Annotated in this window: 1 protein-coding gene (cut by a window edge); it reads left to right on the plus strand. The window is 69.8% G+C overall.

The genetic code is table 11. The features are described from left to right. Window positions 1–19,684: the 5' portion of a putative Ig domain-containing protein gene (locus EAT49_RS14535; RefSeq protein ID WP_185020769.1), read on the plus strand. The gene runs 18,896 nt beyond the window's last position; the window shows 19,684 of its 38,580 coding nt (coding positions 1–19,684); the start codon lies at window positions 1–3; its stop codon lies beyond the right edge, outside the window.

Below are 19,684 nucleotides of genomic sequence, written 5' to 3' on the forward strand. Positions count from 1 at the left end.
ATGCTCGGCACGACGGCCCTGTCCCGGGGGCTCCACGTCGATACGTTCGAGCCGCGCATCCTGCTTGCGGCCGATGTGCTGCCGGTGGCCGGGCTGCTGGAGTTTCCGGGCGAGACCGACCTCTTCACCTTCGAGCTGGCCGAGGAACGGCTGGTTCTGTTCGACTCGCTGACCAACACCGACCGGATCACCTGGTCGCTCGATGGACCGGGCGGCGAGATCGTCGGCCCTACGGACCTGAACCGGGCGGACGGCGCCGCGGGCGGTGACCTGCTGACGCTGGAGGCCGGGACCTACACGTTGCGGATCGACGGCAAGGGCGACGCGGTGGGCGAGTATGCCTTCCGGATGCTCAACCTCGACACCGCCGAGCCGGTCGCGGTCCAGACGAGGATCGACGGGACAATCGACGCGGCGGGCCGGGAGACGGACCTCTTCCGGTTCGACGCCCTGGAAGGGCAGGAACTCTATTTCGAGGCGATCAGCTCCGCCGGGTTCATGGCCTGGACGCTCTATGACGACGAAGGCGCCATCGTATTCGGGCCGCAGGCGTTCAGCGGCGGAAGCGATGTCGCCCGGCTCGCCATGCCGAAGGACGGAAGCTACACGCTGGTGCTCGAGGGCGAGGCCCGGAACAGCACGCCTTTGCCGTACGCATTCGAGATCCATGCGCCGCAGGACCGGACGCAGGCGCTGACGCTCGGCGCCACGGTGACGGAGCGCATGGAGCGGCCCGGCGAGCGGCACGACTACACCTTCTCGCTTGCCGCGGACGAGATCCTGGCGCTCGACATTCTCGGCGCGTCTGGAGGCAAGACCATCGAGCTGCGCGGGCCGCGGGGGGTGGAACTGCCCGCCACGGCCATGTCGTCCGCGGACCGGCTGGGCACCAGCCCGATCCATGACCTGATCGCGGGCGACTACACCCTCCGCGTCACCGGAAGCGATCCCGGGGGCTATTCCTTCCGGTTCCTGCCGCTGAACGGGGCCACGCCCCTTGCCCTGGGCGAGCGGGTGACGGACACGCTGCAGGACGGCGGGTACACGGGCGGGCGCCAGCTGGTGCCCTCTGATTCGCCTCTGCCGGCGGGTGCGGACGACGGGGCGTTCCGGCAGGAAGACGGTCTGCCGACCCTGTCCGTGGCCCATGATCCGGCCCTTCAGCCCGACAGGCTGACCGTAGAGGCCTGGATCGACCCCGAGAGCCTCGATCAGTACGACACCATCCTGGCGACGACGTCGAGTGACAGCTGGCTGGACGGCTACGGACTCTATTACGCGGACGGGTCGATCCATTTCTTCCTCGATGCCTGGAACGGCGCGGCCACGGTTTCCGCCCCGTTCGACCCGGCGGAGCCCGGCTGGACCCATGTCGCGGCGAGCCATGACGGCGAGACGCTGCGCCTCTATCTCGACGGGGTGGAGGTGGCGCAGCGGGCCTACGACGGCGGATACGACCGGACCGACACGCCGCTCCAACTGGGCTCGGCCAATGGCGATTACCGGTTCGGCGGGCGGATCGACGAGGTGCGGATCTGGAGCGTCGCGCGCAGCGCGACGGAGATCGCCGCCGCCTTCGGGGTCCGGCTCGACGGACCGCTCGCGGGGCTCGAAGGCGTCTGGGGCTTCGACGGGAGCGCGGAGACCGGCGCCCTGGACGATCGGTCCGGGAACGGCCGCGCGGCCCTGTTCTCGCCGGGGCCGGGCACCGAGACGAAGCTCTACCGCTTCGACGGCGTTCCGGGCGACAGGCTGGTGTTCGACACGACCGGCAGCGGCAACATCGTCGCGCGCCTGATCGGCCCGGCGGGAGAGACGGTCTACGGGCCGGAGACGCTGCGCGACGTCCGGTCCATTGCGATCACGGACGCGGGACCGCACACGCTCCTGATCGAGGGCAACGCCACGGACAGCCTGCCCCGGCCCTTTTCCTTCACGCTGGCGCCGGAGGCGGTGCGGACATTGAGCCTGACGCCGGGCGCACGGATCGACGGCGAGATCACGGCGATCGGCCAGGTCGATGCCTTCGAGTTCAGCCTGGCCGAGCCGCGGACGCTCTATCTCGACGCGCTGACGCCGACGTCTGCACTGAACTGGTCCCTGATCGGTCCGCGCGGGACGGAGGTGGCCGCGCGCCGCCTCGACCAGACCGACAGCACCTCCTTTGGCCCGCAGCCGCTGCTCGACCTGATCCCGGGCGACTACACGCTGCTGATCGACCCCGCCGTCGGCTTTCTCGGCTCCTACGCCGCCCGGCTGATCGACGTCGCGGCGGAGGCCGGGGTCGTGGCCCCCGGCATGGAGATCGACGGCGTGCTCGCGCCGGGCACAGCGACGAATGTCCATGCCTTCGACGCGGCGGAGGGGGACCTGTTCTCCGTCGGCTGGTCCGGGGCCAACGTCAACGTCCGGGTGATCGACCCGCTGGGCCGGCAGGTGTTCAGCACCAGTTCCGGACAGCCGAGGGCGATGCGCGCCGAGGCGGCCGGACGTCATCTCGTGCTGGTCGAAGGGCGCACCAACGCGAGCGCCACCGATCCGGTCTCCTATGCGCTGACGATCGACAGGACCGGCAGCGACCCGCGCGCGCCCTATGCGGGCACGCCGAAGGCCCTGGGCGAGACGGTGAGCGGGATCTTCGGCAACACCGCGAACGAGAGCTTCGACTACCTGTTCACGGTCACCGAGGAGACGCAGCTCTACCTCGACTACCTCCGCGGTGGCGGCAGCAGCGTCCGGTGGCGACTCGACGGTCCGGGCGGGGCACTGACCGGGGACATCCTTCTGAGGGACGATTCGGCGCCGATCCCCGTAACGCCGGGGGAGTACCGGCTGCGGTTCCTGAGCAGCGGACCGACGACCGAGGAATACATGGTCCGGCTGCTCGACCTCGGTCAGGGCGAGCTCATCGCGCCCGGCGACGAGGTGACCACGACCATGACGCCCGGGTCGGCCGCGAAGGTCTATTCCTTCGACGCCTCCGCGGGCGACATGATCGTCGTTGAGCGGCTCGGCGCGCCGGTCTCCGGTCCCCCGGTCTACCGGCTGATCGACCCGTTCGGGCGCGAGCTGCGGGCGAACGGCGCCACCAACGGCCGCCAGATCGAGACGCTGGCCCATGACGGCCCCCATGTGCTGATCCTTGCGGGCACCAGCGGTCTCGGCGGCGTGACCCGGGAGGAGACCTTCCGCCTGACCCGGGTGCAGCGCGACACCGGGACCTTTGCCCTGGGCGACCGGGTGGACGGGCGGATCGAGACACCCGGCGGGCTGGTCAGCTACACGCTCGAGGTGGCGGCCGAGACGCAGGTGGCCTTCGATTCCCTCCGGACCGCGGACGGCCGCATCGAGGTGACGGGTCCGAACCGGTTCTCGCGGCAGTTCAGCTTCGACGGAAGCGACGGGCGGTTCGCGCCGAACCCCGTCGTGACCCTGGCGCCGGGCACCTACACCGTCCGAGCCTACGGCGACAATTTCAACGTCTTCGACTATGCCTTCCGCTTCCTCGATCTCGCCGAGGGGCGGGAGGTGGCGGCGGAGACACCTGAGACGGTGACGCTGTCGCCGCAGGTCGCAACGGAGGTCCTGCGCTTCGAGGCAGCGGCGGGCGATGTGATCGGCATCGCCGATGTGGCGCGGACGGGCAGCGCCAGCGCGATCTTCCGGCTGATCGACCCCTTCGGCCGGCAGGTGTTCAGCGAACTCGTGGGCGCCGTGGCGCCGCGGGAGCTGGCCCACGACGGGATCTATACGCTGCTGGTGGAGGGCGCGCCCTTCGATCCGACCACCGGCGACAACGTCATCACCTTCACCCTGAGGGGGCCCGGCAACCCCGCGCCGAGGGCGGTGGTGCCGGGCGAGCGGCTGACGGGCACCATCGACCGGCCCGGACAGGTCCATGTCTTCACGATGGAGCTGACCGCGGCGGCGTGGCTTCATGTCGACAGCCGCACCAACGCCGGCGACAGGCGGGTGCGCATCGAGGGGCCGGGGGGCATCGACCGCAGCCTCTCGCTCCAGTCCGCGGACGGGTTCGAGCTGGCCAGCGGCGCGGCGCTGAAGGCGGGGCCCGGAAGCTACACGATCACCGTGAGCGGCAACGGCGCCGCAACCGGAGACTACGACATCGTCGTCAGCGACCTGCTCTCTGCGCCGGTGCTGAGCTACGACACGGTCGTCTCGGACGTTCTGCTGCCCTCGAACGCGTCGCAGGCCTACCGGTTCGACGGCGTCGCGGGCGAGGGCTTCCTGCTGGACGTGCTGCGGCAGGTGGGCCAGAGCTTCGGCCTCCACTGGCGCCTGATCGATCCCGGCGGGCGGGAGGAGGTCGCCCGCGCCGCGTTCCAGGACAGCGGCGTCCATACGCTCAAGCGGACCGGGCAATACATCCTGCTGATCGAGGGCCGGATCTTCGATTCACGGCCCCGGACCGACATTTCCTTCGCCCTGCGCCGCGCGACGGAGGTCGTCTTCGACCGCACCTACGAGACGGACGACGCGAACCTCGGCCTGACGCGCACCGCGGGGCCGCGCGGCGGGGATGCGCTGGCGGCGTCGGGATTCGAGCGGATCACGGTCGAAGACGACGGGCTGACGCGACCGGGGTCGTTCACGATCGCGGGCTGGATCCGCCCGGACGCCATGCGCGAGGAATGGGCGCCGGTGGTCTGGAAGGCGCGGCCCGGAGCCCAGTACGACCGGCAGTTCTCGCTCTGGGTCAACCGGGCGGGCTATCTGCACATGACCCATGCGAGGAACGCGAACGGCACCAGCCAGTGGTTCGTGAACGGCAGCGGCGTGACCTTCGGCGACTGGACCCATTTCGCAGCGGTCTACGACAAGACCCCGGGCGCCGAGACCATGCGGATCTATGTCGACGGCGTGCTGGCGGGAGAATCGTCGCTGGCAGGCCATACCGCGGACCTCGACAGCGCCCTCTACATCGCGAGCGACGCCAACGGGGGGGCTTTCGAGGGCGGGTTGGCGGAGATCGCGCTCTTCGATGGCGCGCTCACGGCCGCGGAGGTGGCGGCGCTGAAGGAGAGCGGCGCCGCTCCGGCAGCCGAAGCGCTCCTCGCCCTGCCGTTCACCGATCCGCCCGCCACGGGGACGCTGCGCAACGACGGGACGCTGGGCAGCATCGTCCGGGTCGCGGATTCCGCCGAAGGGGTTCCGGGCATCTTTCACGGACGGCTCGACCTTCCCGGCGAGGTGCATGTCCACCGGTTCACGCTGAGCGAGGAGAAGCGCCTCTACTGGCACTCGCTCGCCGATCGCGGCGACGGCGAGAGCGTGGACATCCGCGCGACGCTGCGCGGCACCGGGGTGTCGATTTCGCGCAACCTCGACGAAACGGGCGACGTGGCCAATTCAGGCGACTTCGCCTTCACCGCGCCGCCGGGCGCCTACGAGCTGACCTTCAGCGGCGCGCCGGGATACGGCGCCTACGGGCTCCAGCTTCTCGATCTGGGCGCGGCGCGGGCGATCCCGGCGGACGGCAGCCTCGTGGAAGGCTCCTTCGGTCCTGGCAGCGGTGCGGCGGCCTTCACCTTCGAGGTGGCGGCGGACGACACGATCTATGTGGACATCCAGGAATTTCTCGCTGCCGCCGACGGCTCCATCCGCATCCAGGGGCCGCTGGGCACGCTGCTGCACGGACCGGTGGGGGCGGGCGATCTCGGGCCCGTCTCGCTCGGCGTCGACGGGACGGTGACGCTGATCCTCGAGGCCGACCGGGGCGTATCGCGACTGGACACGCGGGACTTCGCCTTCGCCGTCTACACCGTGGATGCGGACCCGGTGCCCTATGTGATCGGCGGGGCCAATCCGGGCGGGCCGGCGCCCGTGACCGAGGGTGCCTTTCCTGGCAGCGAGGCGATCCGGTTGCGCGGCGCCGACCGGATCACCGTCCCCCATGGCAGCGGGATCGACCTGACCGGCGACATGACGCTGGAGGCCTGGATCAGGCTCGACCGATTCGGCGCCACCTGGACACCGGTCGTCTTCAAGGGCGCGGAGGGCGCGCGGCAGTACAGCCTCTGGGTCCACAGCAACGGGTCGATCTGGGCGGGCGCGTCCGGGGGCGGGGCCTACTTCGCCCAGACGGCGGCCAATCTGGTCAGTCCCGGCGACTGGGTGCACATCGCCGCGGTCTTCGACGCCGGCAACGCCGCCGGCGCGCGGCAGTCGATCTACGTCAACGGCGAACACGTCCTGACGGAGACGATGGCAAGCGCCCCGCGCCCGTCGGTGGCGGCGGATCTCTACATCGGGCACCAGACGGAAGCGAACGGGAGTTATGGTCTCTTCGAGGGCGCCGTGGACGAGGTGCGGCTCTGGTCCACCGTCCGGAGCGCGGAGGAGATCGCCGGATCCTATCGCGCCGCCCTGGCCGGAGACGAGGCGGGGCTGGTCCTCTATCTGCCGATGGACGGGGAAAGCGCCACGGAGGCCGCCCTGACCGGCGGCGGCGCGCTGTCCCTCGGCGCCACGCGCGAATCGATGAACGCCACGGGCATCACCGGCCTGATCGAACGGCCGGGACGGCAGGACAGCTATACCTTCACGCTCGATGCGCCGACGAAGCTGTTTCTCGACGCGCTCAGCGACAGGAGCGACATCAGCTTGCGCCTCACGGGGCCGCAGGGCGAGGTGTTCCTCATGGATCTGCGGGCGACGGACTCCGTCTTCTCGCCCTTCAACACCTCGCCGGTGTTCGATCTTCCCGCGGGCGTCTACACGCTTCGGGTCGAGGGCGACAGCGGGGTGACGGGCGCCTATGCGCTGAATGTCCACGATATCGCGGCGGCGCCCGAGATCGTGGCGGGCACGCCGTTCACCGCGCATCTCGAACCCGGCAACGCCTCCGCCGCCTTCCGGTTCACCGGGACCGAGGGGCAGAGGGTGTTTCTCGACCTCCGGTCCAGCGTCGGCAGCATCGAACACCGTCTGGTGGGGCCCGACGGCCGCCTCGTGGTCTCGCGGCAGAGCATCCGCGATCTGGACGATCTCGTGCTGCCGTTCGACGGCGAGTATCTCTACCTCGTCGAAGGGCGCAACGACTGGGCGGGGCTGTCGACGGCCACGCTCGCCCTGACCGAGGTGCGCACCTTCGGTCCGGAGCCGCTGACGCTCGGAGAGATCGTGCACGCGGCCCTGCCCGAGCCGGGTGCCAGGCAGTCCTACACCTTCGAGCTGACGGAGGAGCGGCTTCTGGCCATGGACAGCCTCGTCAACAGGGGCGACGTCACTTGGACCCTCACAGGCCCGACGGGAGCGCTGGTCGACCGCCGGGCCTTCAATGAGACGGACGGCTACGACCGGCGCAGCGCGAAGGTCGGCCTCCTGGCCGGTCCGGGGACCTACACGCTGACCCTCGACGGCGTGGGCGATGCGTCGGGCGACGTCCGGTTCCGGCTGATGGACCTCGCCGCCGAGGCGCAGCCCCTCGCCTTTGACGACGAGCGGCTGGCGAGCCTGCCGGAGAACGGCCGGGGGACGCTCGTCTATGCGCTCGACGGGGCGCAGTTCGACCGGTTCTCCCTCGACGTGACCCAGGGCGGCACCGGGTTCACCTACTGGCGGCTCGTCGATGCCCATGGCGCGGAGATCGTGTCGCCCCGGCTCTTTGCGGACAGCGGTCCCCATGTCCTTCCGGCGGACGGAACGGCCTTCCTGCTGATCGAGGGGCCGCTCGACGGACCCGAGGTGACGAACCAGCTCCGGTTCGAGCTGGTCACCCGGACCGGGCCTGACGCCGCGGGCGCCTCGCTCGAGAGGTTCGAGCCGCTCGAGGACGGGATCGGCCATGTGCTGCAATCGACCGGAACGCCGCCCGTGGTGACCGAGGTGGCCCCGGGTGAACATGCGCTGAAGCTGCTCGACCCGCTCGAGGCGCAACTCCGGCGGGGGGTGGTCTTTTCGGTCACCGAAGACGGCCCCTACGAGAGCTTCGTGGCCAGCGCCAGCGTCACCCTGGCGCCGCCGGCCGCGGGGCACGCCGGCCGGGCGCTGTCCTTCGTCGTGCTTCCCGCCGCCCAGCACGGCGCCAGCGGCCCGGTGGAGCTGGGCGGGCTCGCCGCGGTGCCTGCGGGCGCGGTTCAGGTGACGCTCGACCTCGGCGCGGCGGCCGGTGCGGAGCCGCGGCTGCTCTACGGGGCGGGCGCGCTTACGGGATCGGTCCTGCTCAGCGATGCGGGCCTCGATGCGTCGGACCTTTTCGGCGCGGACGTCACGCTGCGGCTCGAACTGACCCGCGTTCCCGGCGGGTCCCGGCTCACGGTCGCGGTCGACATCGACGGGACAGGGACGACGCTGGTCGACGGGGCCTTCCTCGGAGGTCACGACATCGACTCGGCGCGGCTCGCCATCGAGGCGGAAAGCGCCGCGACCGCGGTCATGGGCGTGCTGATCGACAATGTGTCGATCGTGGCGACCCCCGCGGCGGCAGTGCCCGTGGCGACCTTGTCGAGCCTGATTGGCGGGACGCTGGCCGAGGCGACCGCCGTGGACCGCTACCGGCTCGAGATCACGGAGCCCGTGCGCATCTTCCCGGACGTGCTGACGAACAACCCGGCGCTGGTCTGGCAGATCACCGGGCCGGGCCTGTCGGTCGGACTGCCCTTCGACCGGACCGATTCGCTGTTCCGCGGATCCGATCCCGGCGTCGTGCTGACACCGGGGCTCTACGAGCTCTCGATCAGGACCAGCGACGGCAGCACCGGAAGCTACCGGATGCGGCTGGCGGACGGGTCGGACGCGACGCCGCTGCCGCTCGGCGTGGAGGTCGACGGGACCCTGCCCGAGGGGGCGGCGACGAAGATTTACACCTTCGACTGGCCGGGGGGCGACGGCTGGCTCCGGGCGGACATCCTGGACGGGCCCGCGGCCTACATCCGGATCGTCGCTCCCGACGGGACCCAGGTCATGGCCCCGAGATCCACGGCCAGCGACACGGCGGTCACCTTTGCGCAGCCGGGCCGCTACACGCTCCTCGTCGAAGGCCGACACGACATGGCCGAGCCCGCCTCCTACCGGATCGGTCTCCTGACCGGTCAGACGAGGACCCGGGCCATCACGGTGGGCGAGACCGTTTCGGACGAGATCGCGGCGCCGCTGGACAGGCTTGTGCTGACCTTCGACCTCGCGGCGGATGCGCTGATCCATTTCGACAGTCTGGAGGACAATTCCGATGCGACATGGGTCCTCTACGGGCCGAACGGCATCGTCCGCTCCGATATCGTCGGCAATTCCGACGCCCGGCGCAGGGACGACAGCGTCATGGCGCTCGCGGCGGGAAGCTACCGGATCGAGGTCTCGTCTCGCGACATCACCACGGGCCCCATCGGCTTTGCCCTCCGGGACCTCGCGGAGGCCGTGCCCATCGCGCTGCTGGAGGAGGTGCGGGCCGATTTCACGTCGCGCAACGCGACCCAGATCTTCCGCTTCGACGGGCAGGCGGGCGACAGGCTCTATCTCGACGTGCTGTCGACCGACCTGCAGGGCCAGCTGAAGGTCTTCAACCGCTTCGGCAAGGTGGTCAGTTCCAGCTACATCCAGAGCGACGTGGCGGAGCTCCGGCTGGTGTCGGACGGCGTGCACTACATCACGCTCGAGAACGACGTCTGGCAGACCGGCGCGGGGTCCCAGACATTCCGGCTGGTGCCGCTCGAGGCGGAGGAGCAGACGCTGATCCCGGGCGAGACGGTGTCGGGCTCGCTGGGGTTTCCGGGACAGGTGACGCGCTACAGCTTCGGCGGCAGCGCGCCGCGGACGGTCTATGTCGACGTGCAGTCGGCGGAAGGGAACAAGGGGAACTGGCGCTGGACCCTGCGCGGGCCGACCGGGCAGGTCGCGACGCGCACCTTCAGCGCCAGCGACGGACCGAATGCCTCGACGGCGCCGCTCTTCGCGCTGCCCCCCGGAGAGCATGTGCTGGAGGTCTCCACGACGAGCGGCCAGACCGGCGCCTATTCCCTCGCCGTTCTCGACATGGCCGACGCCACGCCGATCACGCTCGGCACGCAGGTCGAGGGACAGCTTGCCCCCGCGACCGAAACGCAGGTCTACAGCATCGCGGGAAAGGTCGGGGACCGGCTGTTCTTCGACCGGCTCGTCGGGACGAGCGAGGCGCGCTGGCGGCTGATCGATCCGTTCGGCGCGGAAGTCTTCAACGAGGGGCTGAACACGGATGTCGATACGATCGAGCTCCTTGCGGAGGGCACCTACCTGCTGATCATAGCAGGCTCGATCAACTCCGCCGGCGACCGGGCCTATACGTTCAACGTCTATTCCACGCCGATCACAGCCCCGGTGCGGCTTGGCCTCGAGGACGAGCCAGGCCCGGACCTCGTGGTCTCGGGCCTCGCGCTCGACGGGGTGACGGAGGTCTTTTCCGGCGGGTCGGTGCCGCTGGTCTGGACGCTGGCGAACGCCGGCGACGAGCCGGTGACGGTGGCCTTCGACACCCGCGTGACGATCCGCCGGGCCGACACCGGCGCGATCCTCGCCGATGCCGTGCTGCCCTACGATCCCGCCACCCTCGGGCCGCTTGGCGCGGGCGAGAGCGTGACGAGGCGGCTGACGCTGGTCCTTCCTGCCGGGAATGCCTCCGTTGGCGATCTCGCGGTATCGGTGCGTGCCGACGTCGCGAATACGGTGGACGAGATCAACCCGACCGGCACGGCGGAAGCGAACAACGCCGCCGATCTTGCCGTGACCTCCGGCCTCGCACCCTCGACCGACCTCGTCGCCTCTGACATCACGGTCGATCCCGCGCCGGGGTTCGCGCCGGGGCAGATCGTCACCGTCGGCTGGACCACGACGAATGCAGGCACCCTCGGGACGGGAGGGTCCTGGGGCGAAAGGCTCGAGGTCTACAACGTCAACGAGCGCCGCGTGGTGCTGTCCCGGACGCTGACGAACCCGGGCGACAGCCCGCTCGGCGGGGGGGAGAGCCGTGGGCGGAGCCTGAGCTTCGGCTGGCCCGAGGGCGAGGACGGGCGCGGCCAGTTCGAATTCCGGGTGACGGTGGATCATCTCGGCGACATCGCCGAGAGCAACGACGCGAGCGACGCGGAAGACAACAACGCCATCCTGAGAACCGTGGACGCAGGCCCGGATCTCGTGGTGGACGCCCTGTCGGTGGCGGAGGCGGAGCCCGTCGCGGGCGGGCCGCTGACGGTGCGCTGGACGAGCCGGAACGCGGGAACCTCGGCCACGCCCGGGTTCTGGAACGAGCGGGTCACGGTCCGCAACCAGACGACGGGCCAGGTGCTGCACGACCTCGTCTACGCGGTCCAGGACGCGCCTATCGAGGCCGGCGGAACGGCAGACAGGGAATTGGTGCTGGACCTGCCCGACGGCGCCGCGGGAACGGGCCTGATCCGGGTGACCGTCTCATTGGACCGGGACCTTGCGAACCGTGGCCTCGTGAACGAGGCGCGGGCGGGGCTGAGCATCGTGCAGGCGGAGCAGAACAACGGAGCCGTCACCGAGGTCACCGCGGTGACGCGGCCCTATGCCGACCTCGTGGCGACGATCACGGGCGTGCCCGCGGCGCCGAGGGGCGGCGAGACGGGGCGGATCGAATGGACCGTGCGGAACGCCTCCGACGTGCCCGCGGCGGCCGACGACGGGTCCTGGGTCGACCGGGTCTGGCTGAGCACCGATGCCGTGCTCGACGAGGGCGACACGCTTCTGGGCGAGCTGCTGCGCAGCGAGGCGCTGCCGGGGCAGGCCGAGTATGCCGTGGGGATCGACGTGACCATCCCTCTCGGGGTCGAGGGGGATGCATTCTTCATCGTCACGACCGACGCGGATGCCGAGGTGCGGGAGCCCGACACGCGGGCCGACAACACGGCCGTCCGGCGCGCGACCTTCTCCTCTCCCTATTCGGACCTCGAGATGCAGGCGGTGGTGGCGCCCGCCGGGTCCTATTTCGGCGGCGACGAGATCGAGGTGTCGTGGCGGGTGGCCAATATTGGCCCCGATCCCCTTGTGCCGCCCGCAGGGGGCTGGGTGGACCGGGTGTTCCTGTCGCCGGACGGCGCGCCGGGGCCCGATGCCATCGAGATCGGCAGCGTGGTCCGGGCCGGCGGACTTGCCGTGGGCGAAAGCTACAGCCGGTCGCGCGGCTTCGCCTTGCCGCCCGGAGCCGCGGGCAGCTGGCGCGTCTTCGTCGTGGCGGATGCCGACGGGGCGGTCTTCGAGAAGGGCGAACTGGCCAACAACCTGCGCGCCTCCGCGGCGGTCATCACCCTCACAGAGGCTCCCTCCTCGGATCTCACGGTGGTGTCCATCGACGCGCCCGACGATCTCGTGCCCGGCCAGCAGGTCGAGGTAACCTATGTCGTCCGCAACGACGGGGAGGCCACGGCCTTTGCCACCTGGCAGGACCGCATCCGGCTGATCGGCCCCACGACGCGGGTTCTGGCCACGCTGGACCGGACCGTCGATCTGGCCGCGGGGGACAGCTACAGCCGGACGGTGACGGTCACGATCCCCGAGCTGGGCGTGGGCGACTATGCCTTCGAGGTGACCACGGACAGCGGCGGCGACGTCTACGAAGGCGGACGCGAGGACAATACGGCGGAGACCGTGCCCGCGGCGCTGAAGCATCCCGATCTCGAACCGGAGAACCTGACCCTTTCCGACGCCGCGCCGCAATCGGGCGACCGGATCACCGTGGGCTGGGAGGTGGCGAACACCGGCGAGGGCGCGGCGGCGACCGGCTGGACCGATATCGTCTGGCTGAGCCGCGACCCGGTGCTGGACCCGTCGGACCGGGAGCTCGGGCGGCTCGTCCACGACCCCGGCCTGCCCTTCGCGGCGGGCGGGCGCAGCGCGCGCAGCCTCGATGTGGACCTGCCGATCGAGGCCGAGGGTGAATGGTACCTCCTCGTCCAGACCGACGGCGCCTTCGACGTGCTGGAACCCGGCGGCGAGACGAACAACGTGGCCGCAGCCGCGCTGACCGTGGCGCTGGCGCCCTATGCCGACCTCGTGGTGACGTCGGTGACCGCGCCGACGCTGACGGTGGACGATCCGGCCGAGGTGACCGTGGGCTGGACCGTGGTCAACGACGGGCCGGGGCGGGGCATTACCGAGAGCTGGGCGGACGCTGTCTATCTCGACGGCAACGGCATCCTCGGCGATGCCGAGGACCGGGAGATCGCCCGGGTGATCCGCACCGGCGGGCTCAATCCGGGAGCAAGCTATTCGGTCGAGGAGACCATCCTTCTGCCGCCCGCCTTCACCGGACGCTTCACGCTCTATGTCCGCAGCGATGCGGGGGCGCAGGTGTTCGAGAACGGGTTCGAGACGAACAACCGCAAGCTGGCGGACGGCGTCTTCGACGTCATGCCGATCCCCTATGCCGATCTCGTCATCACCGAGGTGACGGTGCCAGCGGGCGCGCAGTCGGGCCGGCAGATGGCGCTGTCCTGGGAGGTGGAGAACCAAGGCAACGGCCAGACCAGCACCGCACGCTGGACGGACCGGGTCTTCATCTCCGCGGATCCCTCGGGCGCGGGACGGGTGCTGCTCGCGGGCATCGACCGGCTGGGCTTCCTCGCGCCGGGCGGAAACTATGTGCGCGAGGCGAGCGTGCGGGTCCCCGACGGCTGGGAGGGTCCGGCCTATTTCACCGTGGAGACCGGCGGGCCGTTCGAGTTCATCTACGGCGACGAGGGCAACTCGGCGGTGTCGGACGCGGTCGCCGTCACGCTGACCCCCTCGCCGAACCTTGTGGTGAGCCAGGTCACCGCGCCGACCGAGGCGGCCGAGGGCACGGCCATCGACGTGACCTGGACCGTCGCCAACACCGGGGCGGGGCCGGCGGAGGGACGCTGGACCGACCGGCTGGTGCTGCGCGCCACGGACGGCGTGCGCCGCGACATCACCGTCGGCAGCTATACCTACACCGGGCCGCTCCAGGCCGGGCAGAGCTACACGCGTCAGGAGCAGATCGTCCTGCCCGAGAAGATCTCCGACGTGTTCAGGCTGGTGGTGATCACGGATTTCGCGGACGACGTCTACGAGCACCTGGCCGAGGACGACAACGAGGACGCCACCGCGACGCAGCTGTCGGTCAGCCTGCTGCCCCGCCCCGATCTCCAGGTCTTCGGAATCACGGCTCCGGACATGGTGACCGCCGGCGGCACCGGGGCGCTGCAATGGACGGTCATCAACCAGGGCCCCGTGGCGACCGACACGCCGACCTGGACCGATTCCGTCTACCTGTCGCTGGACGACAAGATCACCTCGGACGACATCTTCCTCGGGTCCTTCTCCAATATCGCCGCGCTGGGCCCGGGCGAGCAGTACGCCAGCGTCGAGGTGCCCTTCCAGGTGCCCAAGCGGTTCCGGGGAGACATGTTCCTGCTGGTGCGGACGGACAGCGGCAACGCGGTGGACGAGCATCCCAACGACCAGAACAACACCCGCATCCACGAGCTCTATGTCGAGCCGATCCCCTTTGCCGATCTCGTCGTCGACAATGTGCGCAGCCCAGGGCAGGCCTTCGGCGGGAACGAGGTGACAGTCAGCTACACGGTCACCAACCGCGGTGCGGGAGAGACCGACCGCGGCGTCTGGGCCGAACAGATCTGGCTCACGCGGGACAGGAACCGCCCCAACGCGGGTCAGGGCGACATCCTGCTGCAGACGGTGGCCTATGCCGGCGGCGTTCTGGACGTGGACGCGGGCTACGACCGGACGGTGACGGTGCGGCTGCCCGAGGGCCTGACATCGGGCAAATACTACCTCACGCCCTGGGTCGATCCCTTCGCAACGCTGCTGGAAGACCCGCTCGCGGTGAACGAGAACCCGGACGATCCGTCGGAGTTCAATTCCAACAACTACAGGGCGGGCGGCGGTACGGGCGCCGCGGACGCAGGCATCGACATCATCGGTCTTCCCGCCCCTGTCGTCTCGCCGGACCTCTCGCTGACCATCGACTCCGTGACGCCTTCCGTCGTGATCGGCGACGGGTCCGCGGACACGTTCGAGATCGTCTATACCATCGCCAATTCAGGTACCGGGCCGGCGAGCGGCTACAGCACGAATTTCCGGCTGACCGAGTTTCCGTCCCTCGCGGGCGGCGGGGAGATCTGGACGATCAACGCGACAACCGGCCCCACCCTTGCGCCCGGGGCCTCGGTGACCCTCACACGGAGCCTGGTGCTCGCGCCGGGGATCGACACGAACTACGTCATAGGCACGGTCCAGATGTCCGGCGATGCGGATACGCTCGACAACACGGACGTGGCCGCGGCTCAGGTCCGCTCGCTCGTCCCGGACCTTCAGGTGACCGAGGTGACCACCCCGGCGGAAAGCTTCTCGGGCGAGGACGTGTCGTTCACCTACACGGTCGAGAACCGTGGCGAGGCGGCGGTGTGGTCCGGGACGGACTACTGGCACGATACGGTCTGGATCTCGCCCGATCCCGAGTTCATCCGCGCTCGCGCCACGCAGCTGCGGCTGATGACCATCGCCAATACCGAACCGTTCGAACCCGGGGACAGCTACACCCGCACGGTAACCGGAACGCTGCCCCCGGGCCTCGAGGGCACATACTATGTCCACGTCTTCACCAACACCCGAAACCCGGTCGGCGACAACCGGACCTGGCCCATCCGCACCGGTCTCGCCGACGCCGGGAGCTCCCCCTACAGGTCCGGAACCGCGTTCGAGGCGCCGACGGGCTCGCAGCGCACCGCCCAGTTCGACATCACCTACTCCGAACCCGATCTGCAGGTCAGCCTGCTCGAGGTGACGCCGGACGCCACGGCGGGCGAGACCTTCGACATAACGTTCGAGGTGACGAACGTGGGCACGCGGGCGACGCGGGAGGAGGCCTGGACGGACCGGGTCTACCTGTCGCTCGATCCCTCTCTGGACGAGGGCGACTACCAGCTGCGCCGGCTCGAGGGCGACCGGGAGATCGAGGCGGAGTTCCGGCGCGAGGGGCGGCTTGCGCCCGGCGAGAGCTATGTCGCCACGGTCACGGTCACGCTGCCCTTCGAGATCGAGGGCGCGTTCCACGTCATCGCCGCGGCCGACAGTTCGCTGCGCGAAAGCGGACTGGAGCCGTCGAGCATCTCCGACCGGTTGCGCGGGCTCGGCGGGCTGGCCGGCGGCGCGGTGCGGGAGTTCCAGGGCGAGGGCAACAACGAGGCCGCGGCGCCGATCAGCGTCGGTCCCTACCTGCCGCCCGACCTGCGCGTGAGCGCGCTCACCGCGCCCGAGCGGGTGGTGCGGGGCCAGCAGTTCGAAGTGTCCTACACCGTGGTCAACGACGGCGGTGCGGTGCCCGTGCAGCAGAGCCGCTGGAGCGATCTCGTCTACCTCAGCCGCGACGCCTATCTCGACACCCGCTCCGACAGGTTCCTCGGCGAGATCCGCCGCGACGGAGGCCTTGGCGCGGGCGAGAGCTACGACGTCACCCGGCTCTTCTCGGTGCCCAACGACATGCCGACGGAGGCCTACTACGTCTTCGTCGTCACCGATCCGGCGCGCTACGACCTCAAGGGCGACGTTTTCGAGGGCGACAACGAGACCAACAACGCGCGCGGCACCGACATCCCGCTGCTGATCGACCTGCCGCCGCCCTCGGACATCCAGGTGACCTCCATCGACCTGCCGGCGCGGGCCGATGCCGGCGAGGAGATCACGATCCGCTGGACCGTGGAGAACACCAGCGAAGTCGTGGCGAGCGGGCGCTGGTCCGACAGCGTGTTCCTGTCGTCCGACGCCACCTGGGACATCGGCAACCGGCCGATCGGGCGGGTACAATACGCCGGCGGCGATCTGGCGCCCGGCGAGAGCTACACGCTGGAGCTGGTCACCACGATGCCCGCCGCGACGCCGGGCGGCTACCGCGTGATCGTGCGCACCGACATCTTCAACCAGCTCCACGAGGACACGGGCGAGGCCAACAACACCACGGCCTCCGCCGATGCGCTCGACGTGTTCGTGCCGGAGCTTCAGCTCAACACGCCCACGACCGTGCCGTTGGGGCAGGGCGGCCAGAGGCTGTTCCGGATCGTGGTGCCGCCGGACGAGACGCTGCGGATCACCGCGGTGTCGTCGGAGAAGACGGCCTCCAACGAGATCTTCGTCCGGCATGACGCCCTGCCCACGCCCTCTGCCTTCGACGCAACCTACGAGGGGCCGCTTTCGAGCGATATGGTGGCCTTCGTGCCGTCGACAGAACCGGGGGTCTATTACGTCTCGGTGCGGAACTTCTCGGGCCCGGCGGAGGGCACCGACGTCACGATCCTGGCGGAGCTTCTGCCGCTGGCGGTGATCGACGTCAGATCCGACCGGGGCGGAAACTCGCGCTATGTCACCACCCGGATCACCGGAGCGCAGTTCGCCGACAACGCCACAGTGAAACTCGTGCGGCCCGGCATCGCGGAATTCGCGCCGGTGGATTGGCGGGTTGTCGATTCGACCGAGATCATTGCCACGTTCGATCTGAGCGGCGCGCCGCTCGGCCTTTACGACCTTCAGGTCACCAACCCGAGCGGCGAGCGGGCGGTGCTGCCCTACCGCTACCTCGTGGAACGGGCGGTCGAGGGCGACGTGACCATCGGCGTGGGCGGCAACCGCGTGATCCTGCCGGGGGAGATGGAGACCTTCTCCGTCGCGCTCGAGAACCAGCAGAACCTCGACGCGCCCTATACCTATTTCGAGCTGGGCGTTCCGGAGCTGTTCCTCAACGAATATGTCTACGGCCTGCCGTTCCTCAATTTCTACACCAATATCCGCGGCACGCCGGACGGCGCGGCGGGCACGCCGAACGCGGATACCCTCTGGGCCGGGCTCGACGGGATCACCAACACCGATGGCCAGCTGACGACCCGGGGCTTCGCCTATGACGTGCCCGCGGACGGCTTTGCCGGCTTCACCTTCAATCTCGAGGTCTATCCGGGCCTTGCGGAGATGAACGCCCAGGCCTTCGACGCCTTCCGCACCAGGATGGCGAATGTCTATCCCGATCTCGACCAGATCCTCGCCGAGGGCGGCGAGGGCGCGATCGGCGACTGGTTCGAGGCGGTGGTGGAGCAGACGGCGGAGACCCAGCCGGCGCTGGCCGCCGCGTTGTCGACGCTGCCTTTCGAGGATCTGTACAACCGGAACGCTGCGAAACCGGGTGAGGACGAGATCCCCTTCATCCCGTTCCGCAGCCATATCGTGGCCTCGGCCACCTCGATGACGCGCGCGGAATTCGTGGCCTTCCAGACCGAGGAGGCGCTGCAACTGCGCGACGCGATCCTCGCCTCCGACGACCCGCCGCCCGCGCTGATCGCGCTCACCGGCAGCGCGCAGCGCTGGGTGGACCTCTATCTCGCGGGGCTGGAGCAGGCGGGCCTCCTGCGCGACGAGGCGGACGTTCCGCCGATCCGGGAACGCCAGGAAATCGTGTCGCTGATGGCGGTTCTGGCCTCGGGCATCCTGTTCGGTCCCGCGGGCGCCGACATCCGGTCGGACGGCGATATCCTGGGGTTCTTCGAGGAGGTGCGGGCGCTCTACGGACACGATCCGTCGAAGATGGCGAAGATCGACTTCATGGACCCGCGCTCGAGCAGAACCAGGTCCGGCGAAATCCCGATCCCCGCGCTCCCCGCCTTCGAGGACTACGATCTCGGTCTGACCAACCGGACCCATTTCCAGGCGGTGCGACTCTATCACCCCTGGGTGCCCTTCGAGGCGCGGGGTGCCGCGCTGCCCGTCGATTTCCAGAGTTCCGTCGGCGGCGTGGACGGGACCGGGTTCGAGACGCTCGATTTCTCGGAGTATTTCTCCTCTCCCGCCACGGTGCAGAGGCTTGCCTCCATCGTCGGGCCGCAGACATTCGACACCGGCGGCTGGCTCCCCGCGACAGAGGCGCTGCCCTACACGATCAGGTTCGAGAACGACGGCGAGAGCGATACCTGGGCGAACCGGATCGAGATCGTCACGCAACTCGACCGGGACCTCGATCCCCGGACCTTCGAACTGGGCGACATCCGGATCGGCGACATCACCATCGACGTGCCGGACGGCCGCTGGTTCTATCAGGACGAGATCGACTTCACCGCCACGAACGGCTTCGTCCTGCGGGTGAGCGCGGGCGTGGACCTGTTCCAGGACCCGGCGAGCGCGCGCTGGGTCATCGAGGCGGTCGACCCGCTGACTGGCGAACTGATCCAGAGCACCACGCGGGGTCTCCTGCCGCCGAACACGAGCCTCGGACGCGGGGCGGGTTTCGTGAGCTACACCGTGCGGCCCGGCGAGGACGTCGCGACCGGCACCCGGATCGCGGCGCAGGCGCGGGTGCTCTTCGACACGGCTGCGCCCGAGCAGACCCAGGAGATCATCCAGGAGATCGACGGCGCGGCGCCGGAGACCGAACTCGTCGTGACCCGCGTCGCGGGCACGGACAATTACGAGGTCTCCTGGGGCGCTGCAGACGACCGCGGCGGGTCGGGCGTGCGCCATGTGACGATCTGGGTGGCGGTGGACGGCGGCGACTTCCGCGTCTGGGAACGGCGCCTCGAACAGGCGGCCGGAACCCTGGTCTTCGAGGGTGAGGCGGGGCGCAGCTACGAGTTCCTTGCGCTCGCCACCGACATCGCGGGCAACCGCGAGGTGCCGAGCGACGGCAGCGCGGTCTCGGGCGACGGCGAGGCGGTCAACC

This window comes from Histidinibacterium lentulum (assembly GCF_003789055.1).
Classification (GTDB): Bacteria; Pseudomonadota; Alphaproteobacteria; order Rhodobacterales; family Rhodobacteraceae; genus Oceanicola; species Oceanicola lentulus.